Source organism: Pseudomonas sp. TMW22089 (assembly GCF_022496645.1).
In the GTDB taxonomy this organism is placed as follows: domain Bacteria; phylum Pseudomonadota; class Gammaproteobacteria; order Pseudomonadales; family Pseudomonadaceae; genus Aquipseudomonas; species Aquipseudomonas paraversuta.
This window is the reverse complement of the sequence record NZ_SCFG01000010.1, coordinates 94350-114086: the sequence shown is the minus strand read 5'-3', so window position 1 is coordinate 114086 and position 19737 is coordinate 94350. Positions and strand designations below refer to the sequence as shown.

Sequence of the window (19737 nt, the reverse complement as noted above, 5' to 3'; positions counted from 1 at the left end):
AATGTCAATTTTTGTCGATTTGGTCACCCTTGAACCCCACATCGCCGGTCAGGCGTGCCTGATCGTCAAAGACTGGACCGGTGGCCACGAGCGTCTGGAGTTCTCTGTCCAGCGTAACCAGGACGGCTATTTCCTGCAGGGCGACCAGCACTGGAGCAACAGCCAGTACTGGTTCAAGGTGGCGCACTTCAGTGCCGCCGCCAACGGCGAAGCGCTGGAAACCGTGGTTGGCCCGCAATTGGTCGACCCGGTACTCGAAGTGGGCTCCATGGCCACCTTGCGCTTCGAATTGCGCGAGCAGGGCGGTAATGGCCATTGCGATGCCGGCATGCTGATCCCGGCCAAGAACCTGCAATCATCCAGCGCCGCCACGGATGTCAAAGCCCCGGTACACCAGGACACGGGCCAGCTGAAAACCCCGGTGGCGCCAGTGGTGTTGCCTGAACCGGTTCCCGAGCCGGTTACTGAACCGGCCCCGGAACCCGTGCCGGTCATTGAGCCCGCACCTGCGGCCCCGCCGCCACCGGTGCCAGCCAGGAAAAAACCCTGGTTGTTGATGGTGCTCATTGCATTGCTGGTACTGGCCGCCCTTGCCCTGGGCGCATGGTTCTGGCTCAACAAAACACCCCCGGCAGTGCCTGAACCGATGCCACCGCAGCCTGTACCGGGCGATGCCGCCTGTACCCTGGAAAGCATGGCCGTGCTGCCTGAACTGAGCGTTGTGCAGGCCTGCATCAAGAATTCGCCGGGCAGCGCCGAGTTGCTGGAAATCATCACCGTGGCCAAGGCCAACAACCATTGCGGCATCGCCCAGCGGCTGTACGCCAACCGTGCTCAAGCCGGTGACCTGCAAATTGCCACCGCCTACGCCCATGAGTACGACCCGAAATTCCATCAGGCCAGCAAGTGCTTTGCCGAGCCGGACCCGGCCACCGCGGCGTACTGGTACGAAACCATCCTCAGCCACGACCCTGAGAATGCCGAAGCCAAGGCGCGCTTTGAGGAGTTGAAACCGTGAGCCGTTTTGCATTGGCTGCCAGCGCTTTGCTGGCGCTGACCATCGGCAGCTCGCTGGCCCGCGCCGACGACAAGCCCTTGATTCAGGAAGGCAAGAAAACTCTGTTCCAGCGCGTGTTGACCACCCCGGGTTGTCAGCTCAGCAGTGCTGCTGGCGGTGATGCCGGTGCGGCGCAGCCAACATTCAGCCGCTTTTACGTATATGAACGGGCCCAGGCGGGTAATGCCGAGTGGCTCAAGGTCGGCCCTGACAGCTACGGCAAAACTATCGGCTGGTTGCCTGCAGCCTGTACCACGGACTGGAAGATGCAGCTCACGCTGGCATTCACCAACCCGGCCAACCGCGACCGTCTGATGTTCTTCAAAGACCGCGCCACCCTTGAAGGCATCCTCGATGCCCCGGACCCGGTGAGCAAAGTCGCGCCGTTGCGCGCCAAGCTCAAGCAAGGAGTACAGGCTCCGGGAGTACTGGCCCAGGAGCCGGAATACTTCGTTGACCTGCACAAGCAGTTTTACTTGCTGCCGGTGTTGAGCGGCGAAGAAGTCATGACCGAAGAAGGCTTTCGCACCCGCCTGTTGAATGTAGCGTCGGTGAGCAAGGCTGAAGACAAACCGCTGCAGGCCGGCGCAAACCCAGGCGCTACGGGGGCCGCGAAATCCAGCCAGTTGAAGGAATTCAGCGCGGCGGTGGTGTTTGTCATCGACTCCACGATCTCGATGGATCCTTATATCGACCGTACCCGCGAGGCCATTCGCAAGGTCTACAAACAGATTGAAAGCGAGAAACTGGGCAATCAGGTCAAGTTCGGTCTGGTGGCATTCCGTTCCAGCACCCAAGCCGTACCCGGCCTGGAATACGTGAGCAAAATGTACGCCGACCCGAACAAGGTCACCGGCAGCGAAGATTTTCTGGCCAGGGTGGCTGACCTCAAACAGGCCAAAGTGTCGAGCAAGGCCTTTGATGAGGACTCGCTCGCGGGCGTGATGCACAGTATCGACAAAGTGGACTGGACCCAGTTCGGTGCGCGCTACGTGGTGTTGATCACCGATGCGGGTGCCATCGAGGGCGACGACCCATTGAGCAGCACCGGGCTGAGCGCTGACCAGGTGCGCCTTGAGGCGGCCAACCCCGGCGTTGCGATTTACACCCTGCACTTGAAAACGCCGGCCGGGATCAAAGATCACGGCAAAGCCGAAGCGCAGTATCAAAACCTGTCGACTTACCCGGGCACCAATACCTCGCTGTACTACCCGGTCAACGCCGGTGACGTGCAAGCATTCGGGCGTAAAGTGGATGCGCTGGCCAGCGCGATTACCTCCCAGGTCAAGGCCGCCTACATGGGCGACGATGCCATTGGCAGCGCGCTGAACGCCAAGCAAGCGCCTGTCGCCGGCAAAGACCCGGCCGAGCAAAAACTGCTGGATGACGCGGCCCTGATCGGCCACGCGATGCAACTGGCGTACCTCGGTGAAAAAACCAACAGTCAGGCGCCGCCAGTGTTCCAGGCTTGGATCACTGACCGCGACCTGATCAAGCAAAACATCCCCACCACCGATGTCCGGGTGTTACTGACCAAGTCACAGCTCAGCGATTTGAGCGACGTGATGAAGCAGATTCTGGATGCCGCCAACGAAGGCCTGATTTCGCCGACCGAGATGTTCGATCGCCTGCGTTCCGTCGCCGCGACCATGGGCGCCGATCCCAATCAGCTCAAGCAGAACGGCAACGCCAGGCTGGCGGACATGGGTGTGCTCGGTGAGTACCTCGAAGACCTGCCGTACCAGAGCGAAGTCCTCAACCTGGATGAAGAAACCTGGAAGAGCTGGGATGGTCTGGCCCAGGAGAAATTCATTCGTAACCTGAACACCAAGCTGCGCCACTACCAGCGTTACAACGCTGACGTGGACCGTTGGGTGGCCTTGGCCAAAGACAGCGATGCACGGGACAACGTGTACCCGGTGCCATTGGAAATGATGCCTTAACGGGACGCCCATGCTCGATATTCAGGACATGCTGGTGCGCCGTGGCAGCGGTGCGCAGGCCCATAGCGTGCGGTTGCCGGCCTTGCAGGTAAAGGCCGGCGAAATCCTCGCCATCACCGGCGAAAGCGGTTGTGGCAAAAGTACCCTGCTCGAAGCCATCGGCCTGCTGCTGATGCCCGTCGAGCTGGGGCGCTTCAGCCTTGGTCCGGCGCGTCATGAGCCAGGGGCCAAGGCACTGGATATAGCCCGCATGCTCGCGGCCAATGACCAGCCGGCGTTGTCGGCGGTGCGTTCGCGGCACCTGGGGTTCATCTTGCAAAGTGGCGGCTTGCTGCCGTTTTTGAGCGTGCGCGACAACATCACACTGCCCCGCCGCCTGCTCGGCATGCCGGTCGAGAGTGCGCAGGTCGAGCGTGCCGTGCAGGCGCTGCGGCTGGAGGGCTTGCTGGACAAGTTGCCCCAGGCCTTGTCCATCGGCGAACGCCAGCGCGTGGCGTGCGTGCGGGCTATCGCCCATGAGCCGCAGTTGCTGCTGGCCGATGAGCCCACCGCGGCACTTGATCCCCACAGCGCCAGGCGTTTGTTTGAATTGTTGCTGAGTCTGGTGAATGAGCTGGGCTTGAGCGCACTGGTGGTGTCCCATGACTGGGCGCTGGTGCGCGACTTTGGTTTGCCGCGTCTGGGTGCCATCAGCGGTCAGGGAGAAACACGCTTTGAAGCCATGGATTAGCCGCCTCGGCCTGCTCGGCAAGCTGGCGGTCGAAGACCTCTGGCATGACCGCAAAGTGTCCTTGTGCATCGCCGCGTCGCTGGTGGCGGTGATCGCACCGCTGTTGCTGCTGTTCGGGCTCAAGCATGGCGTAGTCAGCCAGTTGCAGAACGAACTGCTCAGCGACCCGCGCAACCTTGAAGTGAAAATGCTCAGTAGCGGCAATTACGACACCGCCTGGATCGAGGGTTTGCGCCAGCGACCTGAAGTCGGTTTCGCCATCGGCCAGACCCGTTCGCTGAATACGCAGGCCGACCTGCTGGTGGGCCTGCAGCGTTTTGTCGAAAACGCCGAAATTATCCCCAGCGCGGCGGCTGACCCGTTGCTGAACCTGCCCGATATCACGTTGAGTGCCAATCAGGTGATCCTCAGTGCCCGTGCCGCCCAACGTCTGCAAGCCGATGTCGGCGACAGCGTGCGGGTGCGGGTGAGCCGCCGTCTGGACGGCATCAATGAGCGCGGCGAGCTGAATCTGATCGTGGTCGCGGTGCTCGACGCCGCCCGCTTTGGCCGCGCCGCCGGTTTCGTTGCACCGCCTTTATTGCTCGAGCTGGAACGCTTTCGCGATGGCTATCAGGTCCCGGCGTTTGGCCTTGCTACCGGCAAACCGGTCGGCGACTTGCAGCCGCTGTATGCCCGCGCCCGGGTCTATGCCGGTGATATCGATAGCGTGGCGCCGCTGGAACGCTGGCTGAACCAGCAGAACATCGAGACATCGAGCCGCCTGGCCGATATCGACAACGTCAAAGCCATCAACCATGTACTGGGGCTGATCTTTGGCGTGATCGCCGGGGCCGCTCTGATTGGCTGCATCGCCTCGATGATCGGTGCGTTCCTGGCCAATATCGACCGCAAGCGCAAAAGCCTGGCGGTTCTGCGATTACTGGGCTTCAGCAGCCCGGCAGTGGCCGGGTTCGTGATCGCTCAGGCGTTGCTCTTAAGCCTGGCCGGCTATGTCGGCGGGCTGGCGTTTTATGGCGTGGGCAGCCTGCTGTTCGACCATCTGCTGGGCAGCAGTCAGGCCACCGGCACCTTTGTCTGCCACATCACTGTCTGGCACGGGCTGGCAGCCCTGCTGATCGCCCTGTTGGTCGCTGCACTGGTCGCCGTGATCGGCGCCCTGCGGGCCATCAGCATCCAACCTGCGGAGAGTCTGCGTGAGTTATAAATCTGTTGTTGCGCTCGCATTCCTGAGCCTTGGCTACTTGCCCGGCGCCTCGGCGGCGGCCTGGGACGAGAAATTCTACAACCCGGCCGCCGACGCCAGTGACGTCGTATTGCCCATGCCCTGCGACGGCTCGATGGTATTTCGCAAGGTGTTCATTCCCGTTACCGGCCCGCTGGACGACTACCCGATCAATATCGGTCAGGACAGCGCCGAATGGGGGTATGTGGAGCAGAAGCGCCCCGCGTTTATTTCCGGCAGTTTCACCGGCAGCAAAACCGATAAATCCCGTTATTACTTGATGGCCAAGTACGAGATGAGCCAGTTGCAGTATCAGGCTCTGACCGATGAAACCTGCCCGGTGCCGTCGAACAAGCTGCGCTTGCCGCAGGTGGCGATCAGTTGGGTACAAGCCATCGAAGTGGCCGACAAATACAACCTGTGGTTGCGTAAAAACGCTGCCGCCGCGCTGCCCAAGGAAGATGGTGCGCTGGGCTTTTTGCGCCTGCCGACCGAAACCGAATGGGAGTTCGCCGCCCGTGGCGGGCTGGAAGTGGGGGCCGCCGAATTCAGCGATACACGCTACCCGATGCCGGACGGCCTGAACGCTTATGAGTGGTTCGGCGGTGCGCAATCGTCCAACGGCAAGCTGCAACTGGGCGGGTTACAAAAACCCAACCCGCTGGGCCTGCACGACATGCTCGGTAACGCCGATGAAATGATGTTCGAGCCCTTTCGCCTGAATAAACTCGATCGGCAACACGGTCAGGCCGGCGGCTATGTGGTACGCGGCGGCAACTACCTGACGCCCCAGGCGGACGTGCGCACGTCCTTGCGCAAAGAGGAGCCTTACTACAACGCCGACGGCCAGGTTAAGAATAAAACCACCGGCCTGCGGCTGGTTCTGGTGTCGCCGACACTGACCTCGCGCGAGCGTGTGGGCAGCATCGAAAAGAGCTGGCAGAGCCTCGGCACGGGCGCTGTCCAGGGTGACACCGGGAAAGACCGCGGCGCGGTCCAGGAGCTGAACTCGCTGGCCTCCGCGGTGGAAGACAAGGCCCTCAAAGAAAAGCTCCAGGCCCTGGAAAACCAGCTGCGTGCCAGCAATCAGCAGCAGGAAGAAACCCGCGACCAGGCGATTCGCGCGAGCCTCAATCTGGGGGCGTTCCTGTGTACCAAAATGCTCGATGACGGCCAGTACCTGGACTTCCTGCAGAAAAATTACGCCCTCAATTGCGAGTCCGAAGACAAGGACCCGAGCTGCGACATGCGCAAAGGCAAGCTGGACGAACAGAAAGACCGTCTGCACAAACTCAGCCGTTATTACGCCAGCAGCCTGGTGGAGTCGGCGTCCTTGTACGGCCAGTCCCTGCTGGAACCGCAGGTGCCGGTGATGGAAGAAATCATCGGCCAGAACAAACAACTGCAAGAACTCAAACCTTACCTGCGCACTCACTGGGCGAATCAGAAGACCTATCTGCAAAAGCAGAGGATCGACACTGACGCCTGGTTGAAGAGCTGCAAATCGGTCACCCAATAAGCCCAATACCTGCTTCAACAAGGAGAAATACGATGATGCGCAGCCTGTGGTCCTCTTCCCGGTTACTGATCAGTTCTGTACTCACAGGCAGCCTGCTGTTGGGCGGTTGCGCCAGCACGGGCAGCAGCATGGTCGATCCGCGCCTGACCCAGAGCTCGGACGCCCAGTTCTTCAGCAAGTCGGGCTATCAGGCCTGCGCCATGGGGGTCGGTACCGGTGTATTGGCCTGTGTACTGGCCGATAGCGGCAATAAAACCGTGTGCATGATTGCTGCGGGTGTCACCGCATGTGGCGTGGCAATGGGCGCCAACTACTACCTGGATCAGCGTCGCAGCGAATACTCCAACACCAGCGAGCGTTTGCAGAAGTACAACAGCGATGTGCAGCTGGACACCCAAAAAGTAGTGTCGCGTACCGCGACGGCTCAGCAGGTGATCAAGGATGACCAGGCGCAGATCGCGCAGATCAAGCGCGACCTGGCCAGCAAGAAAATCGATCAGGCCCAGGCTAAAAAACAAATCGCCATGGTTGACGGCAACATTGCTCAGTTGCGCCAGGAGCTGGACAACATGCGGGTCAAGGTCAAGGGCTACAACGACGTGGTGCAAGCCGAGCGTGCCCAGGGCAATGCCCCGGAGCTCAAGCAAATCGACGCCAATATCTCGAAGATGAACGAGAAAGTCGCCAGCCTGCAAAAAGAAGTCGATGGCTTGTACAGCCAGCGCTCTGCAATCACTCTGGGTTGAGACGATGAACGCACGATTGATACTGGGTTTCGGTGTTTTGCTGGCGTTGTCCGGTTGCGCCACACAGCCGGGTGAATGTGATGCCGGCAACCGTGACGCCGGGCTGTTCACCAAAATGAACTGCGACGCCGGTGGCGGTTACAGCGAGCAGATTCGTCAAAACGAATTGGCGCTGGCCAAGTCGCAGCAGGAAAATGCGCTGTTCCATCAGGTCTACGAAAACATTGCCGCGCAACAGGCGGTGTCGCGCACCGACCTGCTGGGCCAGCAAAAGTCCCAGGCGGCATTGAACCAGTCGCTGAACCAGTTACTGGGTTCGCTCAAAGCCCGCAGTGGCAACAAGGCGCAGGTACAGCAGCAGATTGCCGGGCTTGAACAGCAGCTCCAGGCCGCCCGTGCCAAGCCGGCCAGCAGCGCTGATCCGGCGCTGGTGGCCGCCAGGCAGCAGGAGCTCAAGACGTTGCAGAAGAAGGTGAACCAGCTGCAATTCAGCCTCGGTTACGAATAACCCTGCATCCCCGTCCAGTCGGCGGCCAAGTGCCGCCGACCCTTTTTCAGGAAGCCACTGCATGCAGCGCATTACCCGGGATGAGCACGCCAGCTCCACAGAGCTGGATGTGCTGGAAGCGAAAATTGCGCTGATCCTCAAGCATTTCCCGCCGTCGGTGGCGAGTGTCTACGCGATCCCGCGCATCGGCAGCGGCAATGTGGTGGAGTGGTGGACGGAGCTGGGCGGCCAGCCTACGCGCTTCCACGAGTTGAACGAAGATCAGCAGGCGGCGTTGCTGGAACGCTATCGCCAGCGCCAGGAAACCCTGGGCTTGCTGGCCGATGAGCTGGTCGCGCGCGGCCAGGCCGAACAGGCCGCCAGCTTGCGTTCACTGATCCGCCCGCCGGACCTGAACAATCTGTACAGCGTCAACGGTGACCCGGTTGTGGTGCGTTGGGGGCTGCAGCCGCGGGCTGCGGTCGTGGCCCCGCCGCCGGCACCCGCGCCAGCCCCGCGTCCGGTGGTGCGCCGGGTAATAGTGTGGCGGGTCTGGCGCGGCTGGTTGTGGCTGCTTGCCGGGTTATTGGGGTTGGGGCTGTTGCTGTGGGCGTTGTGGCAGTGGCGTTTGCCACTGATGAACCTGTGGCCGGGCCAGAGCAGTTATGCCTGTCGGGCCAAGGTACCGGGTGGCGGGGAGCTGCCGCCGGAGTTTGTGGTGATTCTGGACACCTCGGGCTCGATGAACCTGAACATCGCCGCCACCAAGGCTGACGAAGACTGGTATTTCAAGACGCGCCCCCGACCGGCGGCTGACGACCCGCGCACAATCAGGATGTTCAGCCCACAAACCCGGCTGGACGTGGCCAAGGCCTCGTTGTCGGGAATGATCAATAACCTGCACCCGGACATTGATACGCGCTTGATGACCTTCGCCGGCTGTTCGCAACAACCGGATCACGGCGTTTTCAACGCGGCCCGGCGTGGGCAATTAATCGACGGGATTCAGCGTTTGAACGCCGACGACGGTACTCCCCTGGCGTCGAGCCTGAAAAAGGCCGCGCGCACGGTCAACGGCCGTGACCGCGATGCGGTGATTGTGATGTTTGTCGACGGTGACGATGGCTGTAACCAGAACGTGTGCAAGGTGGCACAGACCATTGCCACCGAACAGCCACGTCTGCGGGTCAACGTGGTCAATATTGGCGACAGCTCGCTGTCTGACTGCATCGCTGAAAATACCGGAGGCAGTATTTACTCCAGTCGCAACGCCAGCGATTTGGCCGATGCGTTGAAAGAGGCCACCGGCCCGGTGTCGGAATGTGAATGATCGCGGCGAGTCTGCCCGGCGTTTGACGCGCTGACGACCGGGGCTCGCAACACATTCCGTATCCATTGCGACCCTGCCCCGGGTCGTTGATTCGCGCAGGATGGACGCTTTGTGAACTCAAGGAGTGAGTCATGTCGCTGGCCATCGTTTACAGCCGAGCCAGAGTGGGCGTCGAGGCCCCGGCCGTTACGGTCGAAACGCATCTGGCCAACGGGTTGCCGGCACTGACCCTGGTCGGGCTGCCGGAAACCGCAGTCAAGGAGAGCAAGGACCGGGTACGCAGCGCGATTCTAAACTCCGGGTTTGAGTTTCCGGCCCGGCGTATCACCCTCAATCTGGCGCCTGCCGACCTGCCCAAGGACGGCGGGCGTTTTGACCTGGCCATTGCTCTCGGCATCCTGGCTGCCAGCGGGCAAATCCCCGCTGTATCCCTGGCCCAGGTCGAGTGTCTCGGTGAACTGGCCCTGTCGGGCGCCATCAGGTCGGTGCAGGGCGTATTGCCTGCCGCCCTGGCAGCCCGTGCTGCGGGCCGGGCTTTGCTGGTGCCGCTGGCCAATGCCGAGGAAGCCTGTCTGGCCTCCGGCCTGACGGTCATCGCGGTCGAACACTTGTTGCAGGCAGTGGCGCACTTCGCCGGCCGTACAGTGCTTGAACCTTACGGCGCCAGTGGCTTGCTGCGCGAGAGCATGCCTTATCCGGACTTGAGCGATGTACAGGGCCAGCTCTCGGCCAAGCGGGCGTTAGTGATTGCCGCTGCTGGCAGCCACAATTTGTTGTTCACCGGGCCGCCCGGCACGGGCAAAACCCTGCTGGCCAGCCGTCTACCGGGGTTATTGCCGCCCCTCAACGAGCAAGAGGCGCTGGAGGTGGCGGCCATTCAATCGGTGGCCAGTCATGTGCCCCTCAAGTGCTGGCCGCAGCGTCCGTTTCGCCAGCCGCACCATTCGGCTTCCGGCCCGGCGCTGGTTGGCGGCGGCTCAAAACCCCAGCCGGGCGAGATCACTTTGGCGCACCACGGGGTGTTGTTTCTGGATGAACTGCCCGAATTCGATCGCAAAGTGCTGGAGGTGCTCAGAGAACCGATGGAATCGGGATTTATCGTGATCGCCCGGGCCCGGGATCGAATGCGGTTTCCGGCCCGCTTCCAGCTGGTGGCGGCAATGAACCCCTGCCCCTGTGGCTATCTGGGAGAGCCCACGGGCCGTTGTCGCTGTACCCCGGAGCACATCCAGCGCTACCGCAACAAGCTGTCCGGGCCCTTGCTCGATCGCATCGACCTGCACCTGACCGTGGCCCGCGAAACCACCGCGCTCAACCCCGCTCTTGCCTGCGGCTTGACCACGGCCAGCGCCGCTGCGTCAGTGGCTGGTGCCCGTGAACGGCAGCTGCAGCGCCAGGGCTGTGCCAATGCTTTTCTGGACCTGCCCGGGGTGCGGAGCCAGTGCAGGCTCAGTGCTGTGGATAACACCTGGCTGGAGACGGCCTGCGAGCGCATGGGCCTGTCGCTGCGGGCCGCTCACCGGTTGTTGAAAGTTGCACGAACCCTGGCCGATCTGGAGCAAGTGGACGCTATAGAGCGCAAGCATCTGGCGGAGGCATTGCAGTACCGGCCGGTGAGCGGGTAACGGGCCTGACTCACGCCATGCGCCTGACCACCGGCAGTTCCATCGCGGCCACTTCGTGTTGCAAGAAATCACTCAGACGGCGCAAACGTTCGCCGCCGGGGCGGGTTTTGGGCCACACCAGATAGTAGTTTTCGCCGCTGGCCACGGCGGTTCTAAAGGGCAGGCTCAGACGATCCTGAGCAACGTCTTCGGCCACCATCAGCAGGTCGCCCATTGAGATGCCGTAGCCACGGGCGGCGGCGATCATGCCCAGCTCCAGGGTGTCGAATACCTGCCCGCCCTTGAGGGACACCTGGCCGCTCAGGCCCATGCAGTCGAGCCAGCGCCGCCAGTCGCGACGGTCAGGTGTGGGGTGCAGCAGTTCAGTGGCCGCCAGACGCCTGGCATCCCATGGCTGGTCGTCTTGCAGGTTGGGCGCGCCGACGGGAATCAGCATCTCCGGGAACAGCAATGTGGCCTCCCAGTCGGGCGGGAAGTGACCGTTGCTCAGCAGCACCGCGCAGTCGAAGGGTTCCTGATTGAAGTCCACATGGTCGATATCCATCCAGGCGCTGGTCAGTTGCACTTCATTGCCCGGCTGCAAATGGCGAAAGCGACTGAGGCGGGCCAGTAACCAGCGCATGGTCAGGGTCGAGGGGGCCTTCATGCGCAAGATGTCATCTTCGGCACGCAAGGTGGTACAGGCGCGCTCCAGGGCCGCAAAACCTTCGCGCACGCCCGGCAACAGCAAGCGGGCAGATTCGGTGAGTTGCAAGGTGCGGCCATTGCGCTGGAATAACCGGCAGGCGAAATGCGCTTCCAGGGTTTTGATATGGCGACTGACGGCGCTCTGGGTGATCGACAGCTCTTCGCCCGCCCGGGTAAATGAGCTGTGGCGGGCCGCGGCTTCAAAGGCGCGCAAGGCATAAAGCGGAGGAAGGCTACGTGACATGAGGATTATTCCTGGGCGCAACACTAAACAGTGGAAAATTACGGATCTATATATGAGTTTTAATCATGTCATGGATCGTTTTTATCCCTTTGCTTAAAACACTCAACGCGCCGAGAATCAAGCCCTTCAACGCACCTACAGAAATTTTACTGATGACCCTACAGCATCCCGTTCGTATCGAACTCCGGGCCCTTTTGCGGCTGGCCGGGCCGCTTATTGCCTCGCAGTTGGCTCATATGCTGATGGTGCTTACCGACACCCTGATGATGGCTCGTCTGAGCCCGGAGGCTTTGGCAGGCGGGAGCCTGGGGGCGGCCAGTTACTCATTCGTGTCGATTTTCTGCATCGGTGTGATTGCGGCGGTGGGCACCCTGGTGTCGATTCGTCAGGGGACAGGCGATATCGAAGGCGCGACCCGCCTGACCCAGGCCGGACTGTGGCTGGCCTGGGGCCTGGCCCTGGGCGGCGCGCTGATGCTGTGGAATATCAAACCGCTGCTGCTGTTGTTTGGCCAGACGCCTACCAACGTTGAAGCCGCGGGCCAGTTTTTGCTGCTGCTGCCCTTCGCCCTTCCCGGCTACATGACGTTCATGGCGTTGCGTGGTTTTACCAGCGCCATGGGGCGAGCGACGCCGGTGATGGTGATCAGTCTGATCGGCACCGTGGCCAACTTTCTGCTCAATTATGCGTTGATCACCGGTATGTTCGGCCTGCCCAAGCTGGGCTTGATGGGCATCGGCCTGGTCACGGCAATCGTGGCCACCTGTATGGCCGCAGGCTTGGCCTGGCATATTCATCGGCATCCGGCCTACGACGCGTATCCGATTCGCAATGGCCTGTCGCGGATTAATCTGACGTACCTGCGTGAACTGTGGCGCCTTGGCTTGCCGATTGGCGGCACCTACGCGGTGGAAGTCGGGTTGTTTGCCTTTGCAGCACTGTGCATGGGCACGATGGGCAGCACTCAACTGGCTGCGCATCAGATTGCGCTGCAGATTGTGTCGGCGGCGTTCATGGTTCCGGCCGGTTTGTCCTATGCAATTACCATGCGTATCGGTAAGCACTATGGCGGTGGCGATTTGCTCCGGGCGCGACTGGCCGGTCGGGTCGGGATCGGTTGCGGCGCGCTGATCATGCTTGGTTTTTCAGTGGTGTTCTGGTTCTGGCCGAGCCAGCTGATTGGTCTGTTTCTGGATTACAACGACCCGGCATTCCGCCCGGTGTTCGAGCTGGCTATCAGTTTGCTGGCGGTGGCGGCGTGGTTCGAGCTGTTCGATGGAGTGCAAACCATTGCCATGGGCGCTATCCGCGGGCTCAAGGATGCCCGGACCACGTTCCTGGTGGGGCTGTTCTGCTATTGGGCTATTGGTGCGCCGATGGCCTGGTTGCTGGCGTTCACCCTTGGCTGGGGCCCTACCGGGGTTTGGTGGGGGCTGGCATTGGGCCTGGCTTGCGCGTCGGTAAGCCTGACCCTGGCATTCGAATGGAAGATGCGGCGCATGTTAAAGCGTGAGCTCAAGGCAAGTTGAGTCTGCAGGAGCGAGTTCCTGGCTGGCGTATTGAACAGCTCGCTCCTGCAGGTGACGGCGACGGCTAGATAACCTGCGGTACCTTCTGCTGCTCGCCCAAGGTCAAAAACTCCACCAGGTCTGCCAGCGGCAGCGGTTTGCTGATGAAGTAGCCCTGCACCTGATCGCAGCCAAACCCCCGCAGCAAGGACAATTGCTCAGGGGTTTCGACGCCTTCGGCAACCACTTCCAGTTTCAGGTTGTGGGCCAGGTTGATCATGGCATGCACCAGCTTGCGGTTTTCTTCGCGGTCTTCCATGCCGCCGACGAAACTCTTGTCGATTTTGAGCAGCGCAATCGGCAGGCTGTTGAGATGCACGAACGATGAAAAACCGGTGCCGAAGTCGTCCAGCGAGAAGCGCACCCCCAGCCTTCCCAAGGCATCCATTGTCTGTTTGACCAGGTCACTGCGGCGCATGACAGCCGTTTCGGTCAGCTCGAATTCCAGCCACTGGGCTTCAACTGCGCGCTCGGTGATCAAGCGGCTGAGGGTCGAAAGCAACTGACTGTCCTGGAATTGGCGGAACGACAGGTTGACCGCCATGTGCAGCGCCGGCAGGCCAAGCTCGCGCAGGGTCTGCATATCGCGCAGGGCCCGGGAAATGACCCAGTAACCCAGCGGCACGATCAGCCCGCTCTGCTCGGCCAGTGGCACGAACTCGTTGGGCGCGAGCAAGCCGCGCTCGGCATGGCGCCAGCGTACCAGTGCCTCGAGCCCGACGATCTTGCCCGTGCCCAGATCCAGGCGCGGCTGGTAATGCAGTTCAAGTTCGTCACGGCGCAAGGCCCGGCGCAGCTCGCTTTCAAGGTCGGCCAGGCTTCTGGCATTGCGATTGATGCGTTCGTCGAACACATGAAAGGTGCAGCCCTGGGTGCTTTTGGCCTGCTGCATGGCAATGTGTGCGTGCCACATCAATGGGTCGGCCCCGGCGCTGGCCCGTGCATGGGCAATGCCAAGGCTGCAGCCGATCAGCAGGCTTTCACCGTCGATCCAGTAGGGCTCGGCCATGACTTCGGTGATGCGCTCGGCGATCCATTCGGCGCGCTCGGGGGCACGGCGGGTATCGATCAGCAGGGCGAATTCATCACTGCCCAGCCTGGCAAGCTGATCGCCGGCCTCGAGCTGGCTTTTGAGACGTGCGACTACTTGCAGGATCAGGCGGTCTCCCGCCTGATGCCCGAGGGCGTCGTTGGCGTGACGGAAATTGTCCAGGTCAAGGTGCCCGAGGGCGATGCCACGCCCGTCGCTTTCGGCCAGACGCACGGCCAGCAGGGTCTGGAAGCCCTGGCGGTTGGCAATGCCGGTCAGCGGGTCTTCTTCGGCCAGGCGCTGCAAGGTGTGTTCAAGCACTCCGCGCTCGCGCACATGGCGCAAACAGCGGCGCAGGACATCGGTGTTCAGGCTGGTACTGATTAACCAGTCGCTGACCCCCTGGGGAGGATCCACGGGTTCGCTGTCGAGCAACAGAACCGTGGGCATGCGACAGCGTCCCGGGGCGGGTTGCAGCGCCGGGGTGGTCAGAAGCAGTGCATTTCGATCGTGCTCGAACAGGTAGCTGACAGATTCCCAGTCCGGTGCGCACATCAGTACGACCTTGCTTCCCATGGGCGCCAGGCACTCGCGCACTAACGCTGCCCAAGATGGCTCTTCGGCCAGTAGCAGTAAACGCAAGGGTTCAACATGCTTGGACAAGCTAGCTCCCTAGACTCTGCATAATTCAGGCGATGGGCATTATGACGCGGCAATACTTAATGGTAAATGACACCGATTATCAATTACGCGCGGTCGGTGTATACCAAACGGTAGACTAAAACCCCCCGGTATCCTGCGGCAAACTAACAAAAGCGGCAAATTTAGATAGAGTGCCACGTCACACCGTCGCACGGAGGCAGCAATATCTGCTCAGCCTGTTAAAATGCCTGCCCTTTTTGCACACGACCCCTATTTTCGTCATGTCCCGACTCAATCCCCGGCAGCAAGAAGCCGTGAACTACGTCGGCGGCCCTCTTTTGGTGCTCGCCGGCGCAGGCTCCGGCAAAACCAGCGTGATTACCCGCAAAATCGCGCACCTGATTCAGAACTGCGGCATTCGTGCCCAGTACATCGTCGCCATGACGTTTACCAACAAAGCGGCGCGCGAGATGAAGGAGCGGGTGGGCACCCTGCTCAAGAAGGGCGAGGGTCGTGGCCTGACGGTGTGTACCTTCCACAATCTGGGGCTGAACATCATCCGCAAGGAGCATGCGCGGCTGGGCTACAAGCCCGGGTTCTCGATCTTTGACGAGGCCGACGTCAAAGCGCTGATGACCGATATCATGCAAAAGGAATACTCGGGCGACGACGGGGTCGACGAGATCAAGAATATGATCGGCTCGTGGAAAAACGATCTGATCCTGCCGCCCCAGGCCCTGGAAAACGCGCGCAATCCCAAGGAACAGACGGCGGCCATTGTCTACACCCACTACCAGCGCACGCTTAAAGCCTACAACGCGGTGGACTTTGACGATCTGATTCTGCTGCCGGTGAAGCTCTTCGAAGAGCACACCGACATTCGCGAAAAGTGGCAGAACAAGGTCCGCTACCTGCTGGTGGACGAGTATCAGGACACCAACGCCAGCCAGTATTTGCTGGTGAAATACCTGATCGGTACACGCAATCAGTTCACCGTTGTGGGCGACGATGACCAGTCGATCTATGCCTGGCGCGGTGCCCGCCCGGAAAACCTGATGTTGCTCAAGGACGACTATCCGTCCCTGAAAGTGGTGATGCTGGAGCAAAACTATCGCTCCACCAGCCGCATTCTGCGCTGCGCCAACGTGCTGATCTCCAACAATCCCCACGCGTTCGAGAAGCAACTGTGGAGTGAGATGGGCCATGGCGACGAAGTCCGGGTCATCCGCTGCCGCAACGAAGATGCCGAAGCCGAGCGCGTGGCTGTTGAAATTCTGACCCTGCACTTGCGCACCGATCGGCCTTACAGTGACTTTGCGATCCTGTATCGCGGCAACTATCAGGCAAAGCTGATCGAATTGAAGCTGCAACACCATCAGATCCCGTACCGCTTGTCGGGCGGGAACAGCTTCTTCGGGCGTCAGGAAGTGAAAGATCTGATGGCCTACTTTCGACTGATCGTGAACCCGGACGACGACAACGCCTTCCTGCGGGTGATCAACGTCCCGCGTCGCGAAATCGGTTCTACCACCCTCGAGAAGCTGGGCAACTACGCCACCGAGCGAAAAATCTCGATGTATGCGGCCACTGACGAGATAGGTCTGGGTGAGCATCTGGACCCCCGCTTTACCGACCGTCTGGCGCGGTTCAAGCGCTTTATGGACCGTGTGCGCGAGCAATGTTCGGGCGAAGATCCGATCGCGGCGCTGCGCAGCATGATCATGGACATCGACTACGAGAACTGGCTGCGCACCAACAGTTCCAGCGAAAAAGCTGCTGACTATCGTATGTCCAACGTCTGGTTCCTGGTCGAGGCGTTGAAAAACACCCTCGAAAAAGACGAAGACGGTGCCATGACGATCGAGGAAGCCATCGGCAAGCTGGTGTTGCGCGACATGCTCGAACGCCAGCAAGAAGAGGAAGATGGCGCCGAGGGCGTGCAAATGATGACGTTGCACGCCTCCAAAGGTCTGGAATTTCCCTACGTGTTCATCATGGGCATGGAAGAAGAGATCCTGCCGCACCGCTCCAGTATCGAAGCCGACACCATCGAAGAAGAGCGCCGGCTGGCCTATGTGGGCATTACCCGTGCACGTGAGACCCTGGCATTTACCTTTGCAGCGAAGCGCAAGCAGTACGGCGAAATCATCGATTGCGCACCGAGCCGCTTCCTGGATGAGTTGCCCCCGGACGATCTGGCCTGGGAAGGTAACGATGACACCCCCACCGAAGTGAAAGCGGTTCGCGGAAATACGGCATTGGCCGATATACGCGCCATGCTAAAACGCTAAAATTGACTATTTTTTACTCTACCTTCAGCGCATAAGCGCTATTTGAGGACGTTACGTTGGAAGCACTGCACAAGAAAATTCGCGAAGAAGGCATCGTGCTTTCCGATCAGGTTTTGAAGGTCGACGCCTTTTTGAACCATCAGATTGATCCGTACCTGATGAAGCAGATTGGCGATGAATTCGCGCGTTTGTTCAAGGATGCGGGCATCACCAAGATCGTTACCATCGAAGCATCGGGCATCGCCCCGGCGGTGATGACGGGCCTGAACCTGGGTGTACCGGTGATTTTCGCGCGTAAGCACCAGTCCCTGACCCTGACTGAAAACCTGCTGTCGGCCACGGTGTATTCGTTCACCAAGCAAACCGAAAGCACTGTGGCGATCTCTCCGCGTCACCTGACCAGCACCGATCGCGTGCTGGTGATCGACGATTTCCTGGCCAACGGCAAAGCTTCCCAGGCGCTGATTTCGATTATCAAGCAAGCGGGCGCAACGGTTGCCGGTCTGGGTATCGTGATCGAGAAGTCGTTCCAGGGCGGTCGTGCTGAACTGGACGCGCAGGGTTATCGCGTTGAATCGTTGGCACGGGTTAAATCCCTGGCTGACGGTAAAGTGACCTTTATCGACTGATACCGCTGCCCTCCCTGCAGGAGCACGCTCCTGCAGGTGACAGGTGTCAGATGCCGGTCTTTGCGGTCGCCTGCAAACCTGCCAGCAGCAGGCGCTGATACAGCTCTTCGCGCAGACCTTCGGGCTTTTCAAGCCCCATGCGCGAGAGGTGTTCGGGGAATGCTTGCGCTGCAGGTGCGTCCAGCGTGGCTTTGCCCAGTTCATAGATCTGCGTGAGTTTGAATTTGCTCTTGAGCCAGTTCAACGCCCGCAGCAGGTCTTGCTCCTGGGTGCTGAAATCGCTGCCCAGCGGGTACTCCGGGAATAAATGCGGGTGGCGCGCGGCAATCGATTGCAGGCGCTGCGGACTGTTGTCGGCAAATCGCGGATCGAGGCAAAAGTCCTTGGGCAATTTGCCGATTTGCTGTGCCTGTTCGATCAGTTCGGTCTGGAAGCGTGAATCGGTGATGGACAGCATCGCCTCGATCACATGACGATCGGTCTTGCCGCGCAGATCAGCGATGCCGTATTCGGTTATCACGATGTCGCGCAAATGCCGGGGAATGGTGCAGTGGCCATATTCCCAGACGATGTTGGAACTCACATCGCCTCCCGATTCGCGCCAGCTGCGCAGGATGATCACCGAGCGCGCGTCATGCAGCGCATGGCCCTGGGCCACAAAGTTGTATTGGCCGCCGACCCCGCTGAGTACGCGGCCGTCTTCCAGTTGATCGGCGACGGCGGCCCCGAGCAAGGTGGCGGTGAACGCGCTGTTCACAAAACGCGCATCGCGCCGCTGCAAGCGCTTCAGGTCTTCCTGGCCATACAGTTCGTTGATGTAGCTGATGGCGGTCATGTTGAATTCGCTGCGCCTGCTCAGTGGCAACTCCCTCAGGCGCTGGTAAAAGCTGGCCGGACCAAGGATGAAGCCGCCGTGTACGCTGATGCCATCGCGGTGCAGGCTTTCGTCCAGGGTGCCGGCATTGGCCTGCGTCTGACGCTCGACATCCGGGTACACCTTGCGCCGCACAATACCTGCGTCCGCCAACACCATCAGCCCGTGCACAAACATCTCGCTACAGCCATACAGGCCCCGGGCGAACGGTTCGACCCCGCCTTCGCGTTCAATCAGCGAGCGCCATGGGGTTATATCGATATCGCCGAGCAAGGCCCGGTAGCCGTCATTATCGCCCTGACGCGCGAGCAACGCGGCGCTCAGCGCATCGCCCATCGAACCAATGCCAATCTGTAGCGTGCCGCCATCACGCACCAGAGTGCTGGCGTGCAGGCCGATAAAATGGTCTTGCTGGCTCACCGGCATATTGGGGGTAGAAAACAGCGTGGTGTGCTCATCCTCGTCGATCAGCAGGTCAAAATCTTCGATGTCGAGCTCAGAGTCCCCGGGCATGTAGGGCAAGTCGCTGTGCACGTGGCCCAGTATCAGAATGGTTTCGCCCGCGGCGCGGCGTCTGGCGATCATGGGCAGTAAATCGAGGGTGACATCGGGGTTGCAGCTCAGGCTCAGGCGAGTGGCATCCAGGGGATCACGGGCGACCATCTGCGCCACCAGATTCAAGCCGTTGGCGTTGATATCGCGGGCGGCATGGCTGTAGTTGCTGCTGACGTAATCCTGTTGCGCCGCCGGGCTATTGAGCAGGCTGCCCGGCTGCATAAAGAACTGCTCGACGTGAATGTTGCCCGGCATGCTGTTGCGATGCAGGTCGGCGAGGTAATCCAGTTCGATATAGTCGCCAAACACCCGCTCCACAAAGGGCTCGAGAAAGCGGCGCTGCAAACCGTCACCCAAGGGCGGGCGACCAAGGCTCAAGGCGGTGTAAATCGTCAGCCGGCGCTCGGGCAGCAACTTGATGCGCCGATATAGCGCGTTAACGAACCGGTTGGCCTTGCCCAGACCCAGCGGCAAGCCGAGGTGAATATGCATCGGCAAACGTGCGAGCACATCATCGACTGCGCGCTCGATCGAACAGGACTGCACCATCTGACC

15 protein-coding genes are annotated in these 19737 nt (G+C 60.7%); 12 read left to right on the top strand and 3 right to left on the bottom strand.

What is annotated here, in order from left to right:
* The first annotated feature begins 1 nt into the window (after position 1).
* From EQV90_RS12260 to EQV90_RS12220, 9 genes are all read left to right on the top strand, one after another.
* Entirely contained in the window at positions 2-1018 is a 1017-nt protein-coding gene (locus EQV90_RS12260) for a hypothetical protein (protein ID WP_160626484.1), read from the top strand.
* A complete protein-coding gene (locus tag EQV90_RS12255; protein WP_240878149.1) occupies positions 1015-3000 on the top strand; it encodes a VWA domain-containing protein in 1986 nt (661 codons plus the stop codon). Before EQV90_RS12260 ends, EQV90_RS12255 begins: the two co-directional genes overlap by 4 nt.
* Before the next feature lie 10 nt (positions 3001-3010).
* Complete coding sequence (locus tag EQV90_RS12250) at positions 3011-3730, top strand: ABC transporter ATP-binding protein (RefSeq protein WP_003437878.1); 720 nt, start codon at positions 3011-3013, stop codon at positions 3728-3730.
* Positions 3714-4937: an FtsX-like permease family protein gene (locus tag EQV90_RS12245; RefSeq protein WP_240878148.1), complete on the top strand. Its 1224-nt coding sequence runs from the start codon at positions 3714-3716 to the stop codon at positions 4935-4937. Before EQV90_RS12250 ends, EQV90_RS12245 begins: the two co-directional genes overlap by 17 nt.
* Positions 4927-6474, top strand: coding sequence for an SUMF1/EgtB/PvdO family nonheme iron enzyme (locus tag EQV90_RS12240; protein ID WP_127196636.1), 1548 nt, complete (start codon positions 4927-4929; stop codon positions 6472-6474). Before EQV90_RS12245 ends, EQV90_RS12240 begins: the two co-directional genes overlap by 11 nt.
* Before the next feature lie 32 nt (positions 6475-6506).
* The gene (locus tag EQV90_RS12235; RefSeq protein ID WP_202210164.1) at positions 6507-7220 is read left to right on the top strand and encodes a hypothetical protein; all 714 of its coding nucleotides are present in this window, start codon (positions 6507-6509) and stop codon (positions 7218-7220) included.
* 4 nt (positions 7221-7224) lie between these two features.
* A complete protein-coding gene (locus EQV90_RS12230) occupies positions 7225-7728 on the top strand; it encodes a hypothetical protein (RefSeq protein ID WP_003437868.1) in 504 nt (167 codons plus the stop codon).
* A gap of 61 nt (positions 7729-7789) precedes the next feature.
* Complete coding sequence (locus EQV90_RS12225; RefSeq protein WP_003437866.1) at positions 7790-9037, top strand: VWA domain-containing protein; 1248 nt, start codon at positions 7790-7792, stop codon at positions 9035-9037.
* Positions 9038-9168: 131 nt separating this feature from the next.
* Positions 9169-10662, top strand: a complete 1494-nt coding sequence (locus tag EQV90_RS12220) for a YifB family Mg chelatase-like AAA ATPase (RefSeq protein WP_160626488.1) — start codon at positions 9169-9171, stop codon at positions 10660-10662.
* A 10-nt stretch (positions 10663-10672) separates the two neighbouring features.
* On the opposite strand, the gene EQV90_RS12215 is transcribed toward EQV90_RS12220, so the two are convergent.
* The gene (locus EQV90_RS12215; protein ID WP_003437862.1) at positions 10673-11593 is read right to left on the bottom strand and encodes a LysR substrate-binding domain-containing protein; all 921 of its coding nucleotides are present in this window, start codon (positions 11591-11593) and stop codon (positions 10673-10675) included.
* Positions 11594-11745: 152 nt separating this feature from the next.
* Between EQV90_RS12215 and EQV90_RS12210 the strand changes: the two genes are divergently transcribed.
* Positions 11746-13122: a NorM family multidrug efflux MATE transporter gene (locus EQV90_RS12210; RefSeq protein ID WP_240878147.1), complete on the top strand. Its 1377-nt coding sequence runs from the start codon at positions 11746-11748 to the stop codon at positions 13120-13122.
* 64 nt (positions 13123-13186) lie between these two features.
* On the opposite strand, the gene EQV90_RS12205 is transcribed toward EQV90_RS12210, so the two are convergent.
* Positions 13187-14854 carry a bifunctional diguanylate cyclase/phosphodiesterase gene (locus EQV90_RS12205; RefSeq protein WP_003437857.1) on the bottom strand — a complete coding sequence of 556 codons (1668 nt, stop codon included), beginning with the start codon at positions 14852-14854 and terminating at the stop codon, positions 13187-13189.
* A gap of 260 nt (positions 14855-15114) precedes the next feature.
* Here EQV90_RS12205 and rep point away from each other — a divergent pair, with 260 nt between their 5' ends.
* Together rep and EQV90_RS12195 are read left to right on the top strand one after the other, a co-directional pair.
* Positions 15115-17124 (top strand): DNA helicase Rep, encoded by a 2010-nt coding sequence (gene rep, locus EQV90_RS12200; RefSeq protein WP_127196640.1) that lies wholly within the window; start codon positions 15115-15117, stop codon positions 17122-17124.
* A gap of 56 nt (positions 17125-17180) precedes the next feature.
* Positions 17181-17753 (top strand): xanthine phosphoribosyltransferase, encoded by a 573-nt coding sequence (locus EQV90_RS12195; RefSeq protein WP_003437854.1) that lies wholly within the window; start codon positions 17181-17183, stop codon positions 17751-17753.
* Between the two features lie 46 nt (positions 17754-17799).
* On the opposite strand, the gene EQV90_RS12190 is transcribed toward EQV90_RS12195, so the two are convergent.
* Positions 17800-19731 (bottom strand): acetyl-CoA hydrolase/transferase C-terminal domain-containing protein, encoded by a 1932-nt coding sequence (locus EQV90_RS12190; RefSeq protein WP_003437852.1) that lies wholly within the window; start codon positions 19729-19731, stop codon positions 17800-17802.
* Positions 19732-19737 lie beyond the last annotated feature (6 nt).

Bases quoted from the DNA above. Each gene is read 5' to 3' on its own strand.
- EQV90_RS12260 (WP_160626484.1), top strand. From the start codon at position 2: ATGTCAATTTTTGTCGATTTGGTCACCCTTGAACCCCACATCGCCGGT.
- EQV90_RS12250 (WP_003437878.1), top strand. From the start codon at position 3,011: ATGCTCGATATTCAGGACATGCTGGTGCGCCGTGGCAGCGGTGCGCAG.
- EQV90_RS12235 (WP_202210164.1), top strand. From the start codon at position 6,507: ATGATGCGCAGCCTGTGGTCCTCTTCCCGGTTACTGATCAGTTCTGTA.
- EQV90_RS12230 (WP_003437868.1), top strand. From the start codon at position 7,225: ATGAACGCACGATTGATACTGGGTTTCGGTGTTTTGCTGGCGTTGTCC.
- EQV90_RS12225 (WP_003437866.1), top strand. From the start codon at position 7,790: ATGCAGCGCATTACCCGGGATGAGCACGCCAGCTCCACAGAGCTGGAT.
- EQV90_RS12220 (WP_160626488.1), top strand. From the start codon at position 9,169: ATGTCGCTGGCCATCGTTTACAGCCGAGCCAGAGTGGGCGTCGAGGCC.
- EQV90_RS12215 (WP_003437862.1), bottom strand. From the start codon at position 11,593: ATGTCACGTAGCCTTCCTCCGCTTTATGCCTTGCGCGCCTTTGAAGCC.
- EQV90_RS12210 (WP_240878147.1), top strand. From the start codon at position 11,746: ATGACCCTACAGCATCCCGTTCGTATCGAACTCCGGGCCCTTTTGCGG.
- rep (WP_127196640.1), top strand. From the start codon at position 15,115: ATGTCCCGACTCAATCCCCGGCAGCAAGAAGCCGTGAACTACGTCGGC.
- EQV90_RS12190 (WP_003437852.1), bottom strand. From the start codon at position 19,731: ATGGTGCAGTCCTGTTCGATCGAGCGCGCAGTCGATGATGTGCTCGCA.